14 protein-coding genes and 2 tRNA genes are annotated in these 14,107 nt (G+C 34.4%); 10 read left to right on the top strand and 6 right to left on the bottom strand.

All coding sequences use genetic code 11. From position 1 onward, the window contains the following. Nucleotides 1–104 precede the first annotated feature (104 nt). From proS to rpsT, 4 genes are all read left to right on the top strand, one after another. Entirely contained in the window at nucleotides 105–1,580 is a 1,476-nt protein-coding gene (proS, locus tag QSV08_RS11275) for a proline--tRNA ligase (protein WP_324023380.1), read from the top strand. 78 nt (nucleotides 1,581–1,658) lie between these two features. Further along, nucleotides 1,659–1,730 (top strand) — tRNA-Glu (locus QSV08_RS11270). Nucleotides 1,731–1,771: 41 nt separating this feature from the next. After that, nucleotides 1,772–1,843 (top strand) — tRNA-Glu (locus QSV08_RS11265). A gap of 48 nt (nucleotides 1,844–1,891) precedes the next feature. Next, the gene (gene rpsT, locus QSV08_RS11260; protein WP_324023379.1) at nucleotides 1,892–2,143 is read left to right on the top strand and encodes a 30S ribosomal protein S20; all 252 of its coding nucleotides are present in this window, start codon (nucleotides 1,892–1,894) and stop codon (nucleotides 2,141–2,143) included. A gap of 799 nt (nucleotides 2,144–2,942) precedes the next feature. Here the strand turns inward: rpsT and QSV08_RS11255 are convergent. Continuing rightward, nucleotides 2,943–3,644, bottom strand: a complete 702-nt coding sequence (locus QSV08_RS11255) for a hypothetical protein (RefSeq protein ID WP_324023378.1) — start codon at nucleotides 3,642–3,644, stop codon at nucleotides 2,943–2,945. Nucleotides 3,645–3,831: 187 nt separating this feature from the next. Further along, nucleotides 3,832–5,478, bottom strand: a complete 1,647-nt coding sequence (gene rho, locus QSV08_RS11250) for a transcription termination factor Rho (protein ID WP_324023377.1) — start codon at nucleotides 5,476–5,478, stop codon at nucleotides 3,832–3,834. Nucleotides 5,479–5,673: 195 nt separating this feature from the next. Here rho and QSV08_RS11245 point away from each other — a divergent pair, with 195 nt between their 5' ends. The 3 genes from QSV08_RS11245 (at nucleotide 5,674) to QSV08_RS11235 (ending at nucleotide 7,807) form a co-directional block, all read left to right on the top strand. After that, nucleotides 5,674–6,084 carry a DUF4293 domain-containing protein gene (locus QSV08_RS11245; protein ID WP_073242865.1) on the top strand — a complete coding sequence of 137 codons (411 nt, stop codon included), beginning with the start codon at nucleotides 5,674–5,676 and terminating at the stop codon, nucleotides 6,082–6,084. Nucleotides 6,085–6,349: 265 nt separating this feature from the next. Next, the gene (locus QSV08_RS11240; protein ID WP_324023375.1) at nucleotides 6,350–6,829 is read left to right on the top strand and encodes a hypothetical protein; all 480 of its coding nucleotides are present in this window, start codon (nucleotides 6,350–6,352) and stop codon (nucleotides 6,827–6,829) included. 117 nt (nucleotides 6,830–6,946) lie between these two features. Next, a complete protein-coding gene (locus QSV08_RS11235; RefSeq protein ID WP_324023373.1) occupies nucleotides 6,947–7,807 on the top strand; it encodes a hypothetical protein in 861 nt (286 codons plus the stop codon). A gap of 44 nt (nucleotides 7,808–7,851) precedes the next feature. Here the strand turns inward: QSV08_RS11235 and QSV08_RS11230 are convergent, their stop codons facing one another. Then, nucleotides 7,852–8,346 (bottom strand): metallophosphoesterase family protein, encoded by a 495-nt coding sequence (locus QSV08_RS11230; protein ID WP_324023371.1) that lies wholly within the window; start codon nucleotides 8,344–8,346, stop codon nucleotides 7,852–7,854. 136 nt (nucleotides 8,347–8,482) lie between these two features. On the opposite strand from QSV08_RS11230, the gene truA reads away from it, so the two are divergent. Together truA and QSV08_RS11220 are read left to right on the top strand one after the other, a co-directional pair. Beyond that, nucleotides 8,483–9,232: a tRNA pseudouridine(38-40) synthase TruA gene (gene truA, locus QSV08_RS11225; protein ID WP_324023369.1), complete on the top strand. Its 750-nt coding sequence runs from the start codon at nucleotides 8,483–8,485 to the stop codon at nucleotides 9,230–9,232. Next, entirely contained in the window at nucleotides 9,225–10,991 is a 1,767-nt protein-coding gene (locus QSV08_RS11220; protein WP_324023367.1) for an ABC transporter ATP-binding protein, read from the top strand. Before truA ends, QSV08_RS11220 begins: the two co-directional genes overlap by 8 nt. Here QSV08_RS11220 and QSV08_RS11215 read toward each other — a convergent pair whose 3' ends face one another. The 3 genes from QSV08_RS11215 to folP are packed head-to-tail and all read right to left on the bottom strand — an operon-like array spanning nucleotide 10,992 to nucleotide 13,453. Further along, complete coding sequence (locus QSV08_RS11215) at nucleotides 10,992–11,789, bottom strand: DUF3667 domain-containing protein (RefSeq protein WP_324023365.1); 798 nt, start codon at nucleotides 11,787–11,789, stop codon at nucleotides 10,992–10,994. Further along, nucleotides 11,789–12,574 carry a diadenylate cyclase gene (locus tag QSV08_RS11210; protein WP_133686639.1) on the bottom strand — a complete coding sequence of 262 codons (786 nt, stop codon included), beginning with the start codon at nucleotides 12,572–12,574 and terminating at the stop codon, nucleotides 11,789–11,791. The genes QSV08_RS11215 and QSV08_RS11210 overlap by 1 nt, the downstream gene beginning before the upstream one ends. 54 nt (nucleotides 12,575–12,628) lie before the next feature. After that, nucleotides 12,629–13,453 carry a dihydropteroate synthase gene (folP, locus tag QSV08_RS11205; protein WP_324023363.1) on the bottom strand — a complete coding sequence of 275 codons (825 nt, stop codon included), beginning with the start codon at nucleotides 13,451–13,453 and terminating at the stop codon, nucleotides 12,629–12,631. Nucleotides 13,454–13,556: 103 nt separating this feature from the next. On the opposite strand from folP, the gene QSV08_RS11200 reads away from it, so the two are divergent. Next, the gene (locus QSV08_RS11200; RefSeq protein ID WP_324023361.1) at nucleotides 13,557–14,102 is read left to right on the top strand and encodes a DUF1599 domain-containing protein; all 546 of its coding nucleotides are present in this window, start codon (nucleotides 13,557–13,559) and stop codon (nucleotides 14,100–14,102) included. Nucleotides 14,103–14,107: the final 5 nt, after the last annotated feature.

Below are 14,107 nucleotides of genomic sequence, written 5' to 3'. Positions count from 1 at the left end.
TATATCATCGGATCAAAATTATATTGTTGAACATATTAAAAATAACTAGTTTTACTCAATTATTATATACTAATATTCACAAAATTTGTGCCAAAGTCCAGATAATGAGTAAAAATTTGACGAAGAGAAGCGAGGATTATTCCAAATGGTATAACGAATTAGTGGTTAAGGCAGACTTAGCCGAAAACTCTGGTGTAAGAGGTTGTATGGTTATAAAACCATATGGTTACGGTATCTGGGAGAAAATGCAAGCCGCTTTAGATAAGATGTTTAAGGAAACTGGTCATGAGAATGCCTATTTTCCATTACTTATACCGAAATCTTATTTAAGTAAAGAGGCTAGTCATGTTGAAGGTTTTGCTAAAGAATGTGCTGTAGTAACACATTATAGGTTGAAAAATGCAGAAGATGGAAGCGGCATAATCGTTGATCCAGATGCTAAACTAGAGGAGGAGCTTATTGTTAGACCTACTTCTGAAACCATAATTTGGGACACGTATAAAAGATGGATACAATCTTATAGAGATTTGCCATTGCTTATTAATCAATGGGCAAATGTTGTTCGTTGGGAAATGCGTACAAGATTGTTTTTAAGAACGGCAGAGTTTTTATGGCAAGAAGGCCATACAGCTCATGCTACCGAAAAAGAAGCAATTGAAGAGGCAGAACAGATGATGAATGTTTATGCCGATTTTGCAGAAAATTATATGGCGATGCCAGTCATAAAAGGTACTAAAACAGAAAGCGAACGTTTTGCAGGTGCTATTGAAACGTATTGTATTGAAGCTTTAATGCAAGATGGTAAGGCATTACAAGCTGGTACTTCTCACTTTTTAGGACAGAATTTCGCAAAAGCCTTTGATGTTAAATTTGCAACCAAAGAAGGTAATAAAGAATATGTTTGGGCTACCTCTTGGGGAGTTTCAACAAGATTAATGGGAGCGTTGATTATGACGCATAGTGATGATAACGGATTAGTTATTCCTCCGAAATTAGCGCCTATACAAGTTGTTATTGTACCAATTTATAAAGGATTGGATCAGTTAGATCAAATTTCTGAGACCGTTAACCCTTTAGTGAAAGAATTAAGAGCAAAAGGTATTTCTGTAAAATTCGATAATAGAGATACGCACAAGCCTGGTTTTAAATTTAATGAGTATGAGTTGCGTGGAGTGCCGGTAAGGTTGGCAATTGGACCAAGAGACCTTGAAAATGGTACATATGAATTGGCTAGAAGAGATACGTTGCAAAAAGAAACTGTTTTGGCGACAGATGTAGTAGCTAAAATTGAGTTTTTGATGGTAGATATTCAGAGGAATATGTATCAAAAAGCACTTGATTATAGAACTAATCATATTACTGAAGTAAATTCTTACGATGAATTTAAAAAAGTTTTAAAAGAAAAAGGTGGATTTATTTCGGCTCATTGGGACGGAAGTAAAGAGACTGAAGAACGTGTTAAAAACGAGACGAAGGCAACTATACGTTGCATTCCCATCGATGCAAAAGAAGAAGAAGGTACTTGTATGGTAACGGGTAAACCGTCGAATAAAAGAGTGTTATTTGCGAAAGCTTATTAATTTTTTTAAAAAATAATAAGCAGGTGTTGTGTTAGTAAAAAATATTTGTATTTTTGCATCCGCAATTGCGCAAAGTATGGTCCGTTCGTCTAGGGGTTAGGACGCCAGGTTTTCATCCTGGTAACAGGGGTTCGATTCCCCTACGGACTACTAATTAAACCGTTGGATGTATTTCCAAGTATTGACATAATGGTCCGTTCGTCTAGGGGTTAGGACGCCAGGTTTTCATCCTGGTAACAGGGGTTCGATTCCCCTACGGACTACAAAAATTGAATGGATGAGAATCCGAAGAAATTATAATAAATTATAAAATGGCAAATCACAAGTCGGCATTAAAGAGAATCAGAAGAAACGAAGCAGTTCGTTTACGAAACAGATATCAGCATAAAACTACACGTAATGCTATAAAAAGATTACGTTCAGAAGAATCTAAGAAAGATGCAGAGGCTCTTTTTCCAAGTGTTGTTAGTATGATCGATCGTTTAGCAAAACGTAATATCATACATGATAATAAAGCTGCCAACATAAAAAGTAAGTTAGCTAAGCACGTAGCTGCACTATAATTTAGCTTTAAAGTAAAAATTTAGAGCCTTCCTTTAATTAGGAAGGCTTTTTTTGTTCTGTCTTTTTTATGAATAGCCTATTCTATTTAATTACCTCGTTTGCTATTCTAAGCCTTTTCATTATTGTAAGACCTATGATAATGCAAGCGTAAAATACGCCGATAGAAATGTAGTGGTGTTTTGATAAATTGTGGATAGTGAAAAAGTCGTAATTAAAAGATAAAATATACATGGTTATTGGATAGCATATGTAGAAAAATATAATGCCGACACTTAGCCAAAATAAAAGATTTCTGTATAATGGTAATCTATGTTTAGTAATTATCAGTTTGTATAAATATATTGACGCTGAGTATACTAAAATTATCGACCCAATAATGATGGCAAAATTTTGAGGTTCTGTGAAAAAATCTTGAAGAAATAGATTAACTATACACGTTAGTAAAAAAGTTGCTCCGCCATATTTTATTAAATTTTTAGTGAGCCTATTATCGCTTAACTGATAATAGATATAAAAAAAATATAGAAAGAAAATTATATCATATATATTGAAAATTATGGTGTTGTAATTGTAATATTCTTGTCTGTATACTAATTGAATGTCATCTACGTCTCTTACTATTAGCCCTAATACTTCTGACATGAAGGTGTAGGCTAGTAATATTGGAAAATACCTTAATACCGTATCATAGTATAATTTATATTTTATTATACATAGCACCAGTGCTATAAAATAGAGTGGCATGTAGTAATTGTCCAGAAGGTACGCTAGCATGATTTTAGCCTTGTTATTTTAAAATTATTGGTTCTTTGGTGGTGGTACACCAGACCCTCTATTTAAGGTTAAGCTTTGTGATCCTTGTACGTTAATTGGGGTTGTAACTGTTGAATTTGAACCAGGTGCAATAGATGCATACACTTTATTTCTTTCTTGCATACGAGTGCTATATCCCTTTATATCTTCAAAGTCATTTGTTAATGGTACTGCTTGCTTGCCTTTTGCACCTTGTGCTACGTAGAAAAGGTAATCTCGTTTTCCATCATTATACGTTGGGGAAAGCATTATAGAATTCTGTCTAGGGTGTTTGATAGAATCTTTTGTATTCTTAAAAATAACTTCATCTGGATAATTAGAGAAATAGAACCTCAAAGTCGAAATTTCAACATCGGCATCTGCAGCCTCTTGTTCTATAAAAGCTAAATATTGCTTAATTGTTTTATAGTCATAGTATACAAATCTACCAACATCAAATTCTTTATCATCTTTATGTATTCGATTTATAGAGTCTTCGTAGTGTTGAATTAGAGGTACTCTTCTTTTACTATAAGATTCATACATACTCTGAGCTTCAGGTATGGCGATGAGTTGTGCAGGTGCTTCAACGACTATGGGGTCTTCATTTTTGGGGTTATTTGCTTTTTGTGGTTGATTGCAACTAATGATTGTTGTTAGTGCACAGAATAAAGCGATTTTGATACTTTGGGTGGTCGGTCTTTTCATTTTCTAAGAATTAAAATTATTAATACGAAAATTGGTAAAAGACTGGGGGAGAGTTCTTTTGTAATATGCTAAAGATATTAAAAAGAATAATAGTGGTCTAGTTTTATGTAATGCCAGAGTTTATGGAATAAAAAAAATCCCGATTTCGTATTGAAATCGGGATTTTAAAATATATGTTAGAATTGTTCTACTTATTCATGGTCATTAAGAACTCTTCGTTGTTTTTAGTTTGTTTAAAGCGTTGTTCAATAAATTCCATCGCTTCTACTGGGTTCATGTCTGCAAGGTACTTACGCATGATCCACATACGTTGTAGTGTCGCTTCATCCAATAGCATGTCGTCTCTACGTGTACTAGAAGATGTAAGGTCAATAGCAGGAAAAATTCTTCTGTTTGCAATCTTACGATCCAATTGAAGTTCCATGTTACCGGTACCTTTAAATTCTTCAAAGATAACTTCGTCCATTTTAGAGCCAGTTTCTGTTAACGCAGTAGCAATAATGGTAAGAGAGCCGCCATTTTCAATATTTCGGGCAGCACCAAAGAATCTTTTAGGCTTGTGTAATGCGTTGGCATCAACACCACCACTTAATACTTTACCAGATGCTGGTTGTACTGTGTTGTATGCTCTTGCCAAACGTGTAATTGAATCTAAAAGAATTACAACATCATGACCACATTCTACCAAACGCTTAGCTTTTTCTAAAACGATATTAGCTACGCGTACGTGCTCTGTTGGTTCTTTATCAAAAGTTGAAGCTACAACCTCGCCGCGTACATTACGTTGCATGTCGGTAACCTCTTCTGGTCGTTCATCAATTAATAATATAATTTGATAAACTTCTGGGTGGTTTGCAGCAATACCGTTGGCGATATCTTTTAAAAGCATGGTTTTACCAGACTTTGGTTGAGATACGATCATACCTCTCTGTCCTTTTCCTATCGGAGAGAACAAATCAATAATACGTGTTGATATCGTACTTTGGCGTTCTGCCAAATTAAATTTTTCTTGTGGGAATAACGGAGTCAAATGCTCAAATGACACACGGTCACGAACTATTTGTGGGTCTATACCGTTAATTTTGCTCACCTTAATAAGTGGAAAATACTTTTCTCCTTCTTTAGGTGGTCTTACATTACCTAATACTGTATCTCCGGTTTTTAATCCGAAAAGACGTATTTGCGATTGAGAAACATAAATATCATCAGGTGATGATAAGTAGTTGTAATCAGAAGAACGTAAGAATCCGTATCCATCTTGCATGATATCTAAAACACCTTCACTGGCAATAATAGAGTCAAACTCATACTCAGGTTCTTTATACCTATTCTTTAAATCTTTGTCAAAATTACTTTTGTCGTGAGTCGGTCTCGGATTAGGCTTATTTTTATGATTGTTATTCTGAGGCGAATTCTTTTTGTTAGGCTGGTTGGCAGCTTTTGGTCTTGGTCTTGGTCTTTTTTGCTCAACAGGTTCCTTAGAATCACTTTCTTGTGTGTTTTCTGTTTTAGCTACATTAACCTTAGCTGGTGCCGCCTTTTCTGCTGCTACTTTTTCAGGAGCAGTAGTTTCTTTGTTCGTATTTTTTTCAACACGAGGTCTAGGTCTTGGTTTTGGCTTCGGTTTTGGTTTTACTTCTGCAGGCTTGCTAACTTCTTCAGTCGCAGCAGGAACGATTGCTGCAGCAACTTTCGGATTGGCGGCTTGTAAGTCCAAAATCTGATAAACTAAATCTAGTTTTTTTAAGGTTTTGAATTTAGGAACCTTAAGTCCTTTCGCAATTTCCTGTAATTCAGGTAGCTTTTTTGATTTTAAATCTGAAATCTCAAACATTAAGTAGTAGAATAAATTATAAGAGTTTGTATTGTAAGAAGTAAATATTTTATTTGGATAATTTAAAGGAGATAATTTCCTTACTGGTAGGTGTTATGACATGATAACGTAGCAATATTACAAATTATTTTGAATAAAAGGGTTATATTTTTTGAAAAGACATGTATTTTTGCAGTGTAAAGTGGTAATTAATTTATGATTCAAAGAATACAAAGCCTTTATTTGATAGTCGTAGCAATACTAACAGGTATTCTACCGTTCTTCTTTAACCTATGGATACATATCGATGGTACTGAAGTATTTGCAAATAATGAAATGCTTATTTCTATTGCCTTTTATGCTAGTACCGTTCTGGCAATATGGGCTATGGTACAATTTAAAAATAGAAAATCTCAGTTTGTAATAAACAGGCTGAACATGATATTGAATGTTTTTTTATTAGGATTTTTCGTTTACCGATCACTAAACTTATCCGGAGAGACTTTGGTTTCTGAGAAGGGTATTGGGATGTTGATTCCAGTATTTTCTATCATTTTTTTGGTTCTTGCTAACAAGGCTATAAAAAAGGATGAAGATCTTGTAAAATCTGTTGATCGCTTGCGTTAGACCTATAATCTTAGTAGTATTAGTGCGTTAAAACCCGGGGTAGTTTCCGGGTTTTTTTATGCCCTTACTTTTCTAAAGTCAAAATACCCCATTATTTTAAACATCACAGAAACATCCCAGTTTTTCTATTTGCTGTGATAAACTGTTTACTTTTTCTTGAATTCTTCGTGATATCACATTTCTATGTTTGTCCCAAGAAACAGCAAGGCTAACGATAGTCGTTAGTTACTCTGTTTTTAAACTAAACATATTAAAAATTACGATTATGAAAAACAGAAAATTTGCTCTTGTAGTATTAGCTAGTGCCATGACAACTTTCTTTATTAGCTGCTCAGATGATGATGCAGATGTTGTAACAGTGACAGAGACCGTTGAGGTTGATTCTTCATTGCCGGTTGGCGATTTATTGGTGAACTTAAGTGGTAATCTAGTTGCAGAGAGTGGTACTCCAACACAAGGCTTGGTAGAAGTAGGTGTTGATACTGATGATACAAATTTTGTTCGCTTTGCAGATGACTTTACAACTGAATTAGGTACAGGTACAGTAGGTATCTTTCTGTCAACTTCTGAAGTTTTTACGCCAGACCCTGCAAATGGTAATCCAGATTTAATGCTTATTGGTAATGTAGCTGGTAATGGTGAGATGTTCATTAAATTAGGCGACACACCCGATGCTAAATATACGCACATTGTTCTTTGGTGTGCTACGGCCAATATACCATTTGGTAATGTTGCTTTAAACTAATATAATTTTTTACCGCCTTTGGGAATAGAGACACATGATTCTGTTTTTCTATGTCTCCCAAAGGCTTTTTTTATTATTTGGTTTAAAACAATCCTGTCACTTTAATATAACAGAATTATGAAAAAAATAAAAAATATCATATTTATATGCTGTTGCTTCTTTACTTTTTATGCCCAAGCGCAAAGTGGATGGACGAGAGAGGCGAAAGGATTTTATCTTCAGGCATCAGCGGCACATTTCTCTTCGAATACCTATTATACTACAGAAGGTAGATTGGCTGATCAAGGAAGTACTTTTAATACCAGTGCACTATTAATTTATGGTGAATACGGAATTTCAGATAGGTTTACAGCGATTGTTGATTTGCCATTGGTTCGCTTAAACAGTTTTAGTACTACAGAAACTGTTGGTGGTGTAGGTAATATTCAATTAGGGGTGAAGTATAAATTATTAAAAAGCTTTCCCTTGTCATTACAAGTAGCATTTGATATACCGACTAATGATGGTAGTAATTTTGCGCAATCTAAGAATGCGAATGCATTTGGTGAGTTTGATGAAATTAACTTACCGATTTCTGATGGGGAGTTTAATGTGTGGACCACGCTTGCGGCTTCGCACGGCTTTAAAAATGGCAAAACTTACGCTTCTGCTTTCTCAAGTGTTAATTTTAGAACAGAAGATTTTAGTAATCAATTTCAGGCTGGGGTAGAGCTGGGTCATTTGTTTTTTGACAAACTGTATTTAATCGGTAAGCTTAAAATTCAAGAGCGGTTATCTTCAGAAAACAATGTACAAAGCGGATCGTTCTTGTTTGGCGAGGGTACTACTTTTACCAATTATGGTGTCACTTCAATGTACAAGGTAACCGATCATTTTAATGTAGTTGCCCAATATTCTGATTATGCTGGTTTTTTGGTTGAGCGTAAGAATATTTATGATGGCGGAACATTTTCTTTAGGGGTTTCGTTCGAATACTAATTAGTTAAAATACAGGGTGTAGATTAGTAAAAATGCCCTGTGTTTTATCTTTTGCCTAACTCGATTACAACAAGGTCTTTGATATTATCACCTTCTATCACAAAACGTAACATGGTACGTACTTGATGAAAGCCATGCTTGCCACAAGCACCAGGGTTCATATGTAATACTCCCAATTTCTTATCCATCATTACTTTAAGAATATGTGAATGTCCGCAAATGAATAATTTTGGCGGATTTTCTTTGATCATATCTCGGGTTCTCATATTATACTTAGGTGGGTATCCTCCTATATGCGTTATAAAAACATCAACACCTTCACATAAAAATCGGTTGTTTTCTGGAAATTCTTTTTGAATAATATGGTCGTCAATATTACCATGCACTCCTTTTAAAGGTTTTAATTTTGCAATGGCATCGGTAACTTCTAAAGATCCAATGTCACCTGCATGCCATACTTCATCTGCCCATTTTACATGCGTTAAAATGGCATCGTCAATATGCGAATGAGTATCAGAAAGTAAGAGGATTTTGGTCATTTTTAGATGTCAATTTGATTGCGAAAAATAGATTCGTTTTATCGAGTAACTAATATTCTTATTTGACTTTGCTAGATCGAATGTTAAAACGTATCCTTTTTAATACCTTTGTGAAGTACAAAACTAGCACATACTTTTGAGATTCTTCATTCAATTTTCATACTTCGGTAAAGCTTATCATGGCTGGCAATATCAGCCCAATGCCATAACTGTTCAAGAAGTGCTTGAGAACGGCATGTCTAAACTCTTAAATTTGCCTGTTTCACTTATGGGTGCAGGTCGTACAGATACTGGTGTTCATGCAAAAGAAATGTACGCCCATTTCGATATTGATACCTTAGAGAATATACCTGAATATATTTTTAAATTAAATTCTTTCTTACCAAATGATATTGCGGTTGATCGAATTTTTGAGGTAGAAGATGATGCACATGCACGTTTTCATGCCACCGCAAGAACTTATGAATATCATATCGATAAAAAGAAAGACCCTTTTTCAACAGATTTAGCACATTTTGTAAAGAAGGAGCTAGACGTTGAACAAATGAATAATGCTGCGGCATTGCTGTTAGGTAAAAAAGATTTTGAATGTTTTTCAAAGTCAAATACAGATGTGTATACTAATATTTGCGACCTAAGAGAGGCAAAATGGGAGCTAAAAAATGATAAACTTGTTTTTACGATTACAGCAGACCGATTTCTGCGTAATATGGTAAGAGCCATTGTCGGAACATTAATTAATGTAGGATTGGGTAAATACCCTGCAGACTATGTTAATACCATATTAAAAAGCAAGGATAGAACAAAAGCAGGCGTTTCTGTTCCTGCAAAAGGACTATATTTGACCTCTATTGTTTACCCCAATACTATTTTAAAGAATGGATAAGGATTCTGGCAAAGCATTTGACACTCGTCTTTTTAAACGCTTACTCGCCTACACAAAACCGTACAAAATTACTTTTTATGGCGTTGCTTTGGCTGCCATATTATTGTCTTGTTTTGCGATTCTTACTCCCCTAATTGTCAAGAAAATTATTGATGAAGCTATAAAAGAAAGCAATGCAGAAATGTTGCTTAATTTAACCATTGCTATGTTAGTGGTGTTACTTGGTCAAGTAATTTGTCAGCTAGCTTTTAATTATTATGCAAACTGGTTAGGCGAATCTGTAATTAAAGATGTTCGTATAAGTCTCTTCAAGAAAATGCTTTCTTTTAAAATGAAGTATTTCGATAATTCTTCGTTGGGCGTTTTGGTAACGAGAGCTGTTGCAGATATGCAACGAATTGGCGAGATATTTAGTCAAGGTTTTTTCGTGATTGTGGCAGATTTGCTAAAAATGGTGGTTGCCGCTATTGTTATGCTCTTTATAAATTGGAAACTCGCTTTAATAGTTTTTGCGCTGTTACCTATAATAATGTATGCTACAAGATGGTTTCAAAAGGCTATGAAAGTGGCTTTTACAGAAGTTAGGGCAGAGGTTTCTAATCTGAATTCTTTTGTACAAGAGCGTATTACGGGTATGAAAATAGTACAGCTATTTACTCGAGAAAAAATAGAAAGCGATAAGTTTAGAGAAATTAACGAAAAGCATAAAAAAGCTTGGTTAAAAACGGTTTGGTATAACTCCATTTTCTTCCCGATTGCTGAAATTGTTTCTTCACTTACCGTAGGATTAATTGTTTGGTATGGCGGATTGCAAAATGTTGCTAATATATCTACGGATATAGCAGGTACAATTTTCGCTTTTATTATGTTGATCGATTTGCTTTTTAGACCACTTCGTCAAATTGCAGATAAGTTTAATACTCTACAAATGGGGATGGTTGCTGCCAACAGAGTTTTTAAAATTTTAGATACCGATAGTCATATTCAAAATGTAGGTTCTTTTGAGAAAGATGTAGTTAATGGCGATATCAAATTTGATGATGTTCATTTTGGGTACTTAGAAGATGAAGAGGTTTTACACGGAATTTCATTCGATGTAAAAGCTGGGGAAACAGTTGCTATTGTAGGTGCTACAGGTGCAGGTAAGAGTACAATAATTAATTTATTGAACAGGTTTTACGAGATTAATTCCGGTTCTATTTTGGTTGATGGTGTAGATATTAAAGAGTACAATTTGTCATCATTACGCACGCATATAGCCGTGGTATTACAAGATGTCTTTTTGTTTGCCGATACGATTGCGAATAATATATCTTTAAAAAACCCTGCGATAAGTGTTTCTGATATTGAGAATGCTGCTAAAGCTATTGGTGTAGACGAGTTTATAACGAGTTTGCCAGGCGGTTATCAGTATAATGTGAAAGAGAGAGGTACCATGCTTTCAAGCGGTCAGCGTCAATTAATTGCATTTTTACGAGCTTATGTGAGTAATCCTAGCATACTAATCTTAGATGAAGCTACATCATCTGTAGACACGTATTCTGAGCAGTTAATTCAGTCGGCTACAGATAAAATTACGCAAGGGAGAACTTCAATAGTCATTGCCCACCGTTTGGCTACTATTAAAAAAGCGGATAAAATTATTGTGATGGATGCCGGTAATATTGTAGAGACAGGTACACACAAGCAACTGCTTAAAAAAGGTGGTTACTACAGTAATCTTTATGAAGCTCAGTTCTTAGCTGAGGAGGTAGCTTAATTACGGTGCCATTTTTTGAAATGAGTCTGTAAATAGAGCTATGTACACTGTGGCAATTATTATAATAATAAAAAATATTGCTGCGAATAAAACAAGAAATAGTAGCAGTTTTAATACTGTTTGCTTTATGGTCAGATTAAATAGTTTGTAAAATACCCAAGTAAAGAATCCTATTTGGAATATCATATTACCCATAGAAACATAATAAATAATTTTTGAGTTCCAAATGGTCAGTAAGTAGGCAATATTTATAATTATAGATAAATGTGAGTAAGCATAAATGTTAATTACAAAATGCTCACTTAAATTAAATTGCTTTTTATTGATAAATACAAGTCTAGAAATTAATGCCAAAAAGGGCAGCATAGCCATGTAAAAAAGACTTTGATATTTTATTAGGTAAGCATTCCATTGTTTTTGAAAATCCTGTCCTAATTTTTCTGCCTCGGTAATTGAATCTCCAGATTTATATAGAAAATCAAAATCTAGAGCATTTGGGAAAAACTCAGAATATACATAAGCAAATAACCCTCCAAGGGTAATGGCTATAGTAAAATAGCTAATGGGGTTTAAATACTTCTTTCTAACACCATTAATATAACCACCAATTACTTCGTCTGGTTTTGTAAACAGATGTTTAAAGGTTATAAGAAAGGTATTGTCAACATTGAAAAAACGTTCAGTGGCATCACTAATAAGATTCTTCACTGTAAGTCTGTTTCGAATTACCTTAGCTCCACAATCAGGACAATAACTGAAATCGGTTCTTAGGTTGGTATGGCAGTTTTTGCATTCCACTATATCAAATCTTGTTTAAGCATATTCCCTAATTGGGTGATGGAGTCGTACAGCACAAATTCTCCATTTTTTATATAAGAGATTAATCCGGTTTCTTCACTTACTACAATACTTAAAGCATCGGTCTTTTCACTTATTCCCACAGCAGCTCTATGTCGTAATCCGAAACGCAGCGGAATATTACGCTCGTTAGAAACAGGTAAAATTACTCTCGTAGCAACTATATAATTTCCAACAATAACAGCCGCTCCATCATGAAGTGTACTGTTCTTGTAAAAGATACTTTCAAGAATAGGTTGGTTAATCTCAATATTCATTCGATCACCTGTACTCTTTATAAAATCTAAGGAGTTGCTACGTTCAATAACCAAAATAGCACCTGTTTTGGTACTCGCCATTTTCTCGCATGCTTTTAATATGGCATCAACATCTGTGTCTGTCGATAAGCCTTCTTGCTTTAAGAATTTAAAATGCTTTACAAAATTTCTCTTGTTTGCGAAATTGGTAGAGCCTATCATTAATAGAAACTTTCTAATCTCTTGCTGAAAAACTATAATCAGTGCAATAAGTCCGACTTGCATAAATGCACCGACCATACTACTGATCATTTGCATGTCTAGCAATTCGGTCAGTTTCCAAAAAGCCCATACGATAACAATTCCGATAAAAATATTGATGGCAACTGATCCTCTAACTAGTTTATAGATGTAGTATAGCAGTACGGCAACAAATATGATGTCTAAAACATCTGTAATCTTAAAGTCAATAAAATTTAGAAAATCCAATCAGTACCGTTTTAGTAAAATTAAGAAAATTGATGACAACAAATTAATATAAACTTAGGCATTTAATTGTTCATAGAGTTTTACACATTCCATGGCTTCTTTAACATCGTGAACTCGTAATATTTTTGCTCCCTTTTGTAAGCAGACCATATGTAATGCCGTTGTTCCATTTAATGCTTGGCCGGCAGTGGTGTCCAATGTTTTGTAAATCATTGATTTTCTGCTAATTCCTGCTAATAATGGGTGTTCAATGATATTCATGACTTCCATATGATTCAAAAGCTCATAGTTCTGTTCTAGATTCTTTGCAAAGCCAAAACCTGGGTCAATGATAATATCTTTTATTCCTAAGGACTTAGCTGCAACTAATCTTTCAGAAAAAAATGAAAGAACCTCTTTCAAAATATCTGTGTAATCTGTTTGTTGCTGCATGTTTTGTGGCGTGCCGCGCATATGCATCATAATGTATGGTACGTATAATTTTGCTACGGTGGGTAACATATTGTCATCTTGTAATCCCGCAGAAATATCATTAATTATGGCAGCGCCATTTTCAATACATGCTTTGGCAATGCTGCTTCTAAACGTATCTATAGAGAGTATGGTTTCTGGAAAATTCTTAAGAATTAAACTTACAATTGGTACTATACGTTTTAACTCGGTAGCCTCGTCAACTTCTAAAGCACCAGGTCTTGAACTATAAGCACCAATGTCAATAAAACTAGCACCTTCGATCAGCATTTTTTCAACCTGATTTAGTATACTCTTTTCGTCTTTGTATTTTCCGCCGTCAAAAAAAGAATCGGGCGTAACGTTTAAAATACCCGTTACCTTGGGCTGATCTAATGATAAAAGTTTACCGTTGCAATTTATGGTCATTATCAATTTTTAAAAGGAATTTGTGGCATTTTCCAAGTTTAAACCGTCAATCTTGATGGTTCCAATTTTTTAAGCGAAATTTACACAAATTAGATAGAATTACATGCTAGATACGGCAAAGGAATACGATGAGGTTATTGAGGTTTGTTTAAATCTTTACCAGAAAAAAATGACAGATTATGGTAGCGCGTGGCGAATTTTAAGATTGCCGTCGCTAACAGATCAAATATTTATTAAGGCACAACGCATACGTAGTCTTCAAGAGAACGATGTTCGTAAGGTTGATGAAGGTGAACGTTCAGAGTTTATAGGGATTATCAATTATTCGGTAATGGCATTAATTCAATTAGAACTTGGTGTTGCTGATCAGCCCGATTTAAATACCGAAAAAGCGGTAGAATTATACGAAAAGCATATTAAGATTACCAAAGAATTGATGTTGAACAAGAACCATGATTATGGTGAGGCTTGGCGAGATATGAGAGTGAGTTCTCTTACAGATTTAATTTTACAGAAATTACTTCGAGTAAAACAGATAGAAGATAATAAAGGTAAAACTTTGGTAAGCGAAGGTATAGATGCCAATTATCAAGACATGATTAATTATGCTGTTTTTGCATTGATACATTTAGGTTCAGAATTAAAATAAGAATA

This window comes from Maribacter sp. BPC-D8 (genome assembly GCF_035207705.1).
Classification (GTDB): Bacteria; Bacteroidota; Bacteroidia; order Flavobacteriales; family Flavobacteriaceae; genus Maribacter.
This window is presented reverse-complemented; position numbering and strand designations above follow the sequence as displayed.

What these genes read in the sequence shown, in the direction of transcription:
- proS (WP_324023380.1), top strand. Translation starts at nt 105, where the DNA reads ATGAGTAAAAATTTGACGAAGAGAAGCGAGGATTATTCCAAATGGTAT.
- QSV08_RS11235 (WP_324023373.1), top strand. Translation starts at nt 6,947, where the DNA reads ATGAAAAAAATAAAAAATATCATATTTATATGCTGTTGCTTCTTTACT.
- rpsT (WP_324023379.1), top strand. Translation starts at nt 1,892, where the DNA reads ATGGCAAATCACAAGTCGGCATTAAAGAGAATCAGAAGAAACGAAGCA.
- QSV08_RS11230 (WP_324023371.1), bottom strand. Translation starts at nt 8,346, where the DNA reads ATGACCAAAATCCTCTTACTTTCTGATACTCATTCGCATATTGACGAT.
- QSV08_RS11240 (WP_324023375.1), top strand. Translation starts at nt 6,350, where the DNA reads ATGAAAAACAGAAAATTTGCTCTTGTAGTATTAGCTAGTGCCATGACA.
- QSV08_RS11245 (WP_073242865.1), top strand. Translation starts at nt 5,674, where the DNA reads ATGATTCAAAGAATACAAAGCCTTTATTTGATAGTCGTAGCAATACTA.
- QSV08_RS11255 (WP_324023378.1), bottom strand. Translation starts at nt 3,644, where the DNA reads ATGAAAAGACCGACCACCCAAAGTATCAAAATCGCTTTATTCTGTGCA.
- QSV08_RS11200 (WP_324023361.1), top strand. Translation starts at nt 13,557, where the DNA reads ATGCTAGATACGGCAAAGGAATACGATGAGGTTATTGAGGTTTGTTTA.
- QSV08_RS11220 (WP_324023367.1), top strand. Translation starts at nt 9,225, where the DNA reads ATGGATAAGGATTCTGGCAAAGCATTTGACACTCGTCTTTTTAAACGC.
- rho (WP_324023377.1), bottom strand. Translation starts at nt 5,478, where the DNA reads ATGTTTGAGATTTCAGATTTAAAATCAAAAAAGCTACCTGAATTACAG.
- folP (WP_324023363.1), bottom strand. Translation starts at nt 13,453, where the DNA reads ATGACCATAAATTGCAACGGTAAACTTTTATCATTAGATCAGCCCAAG.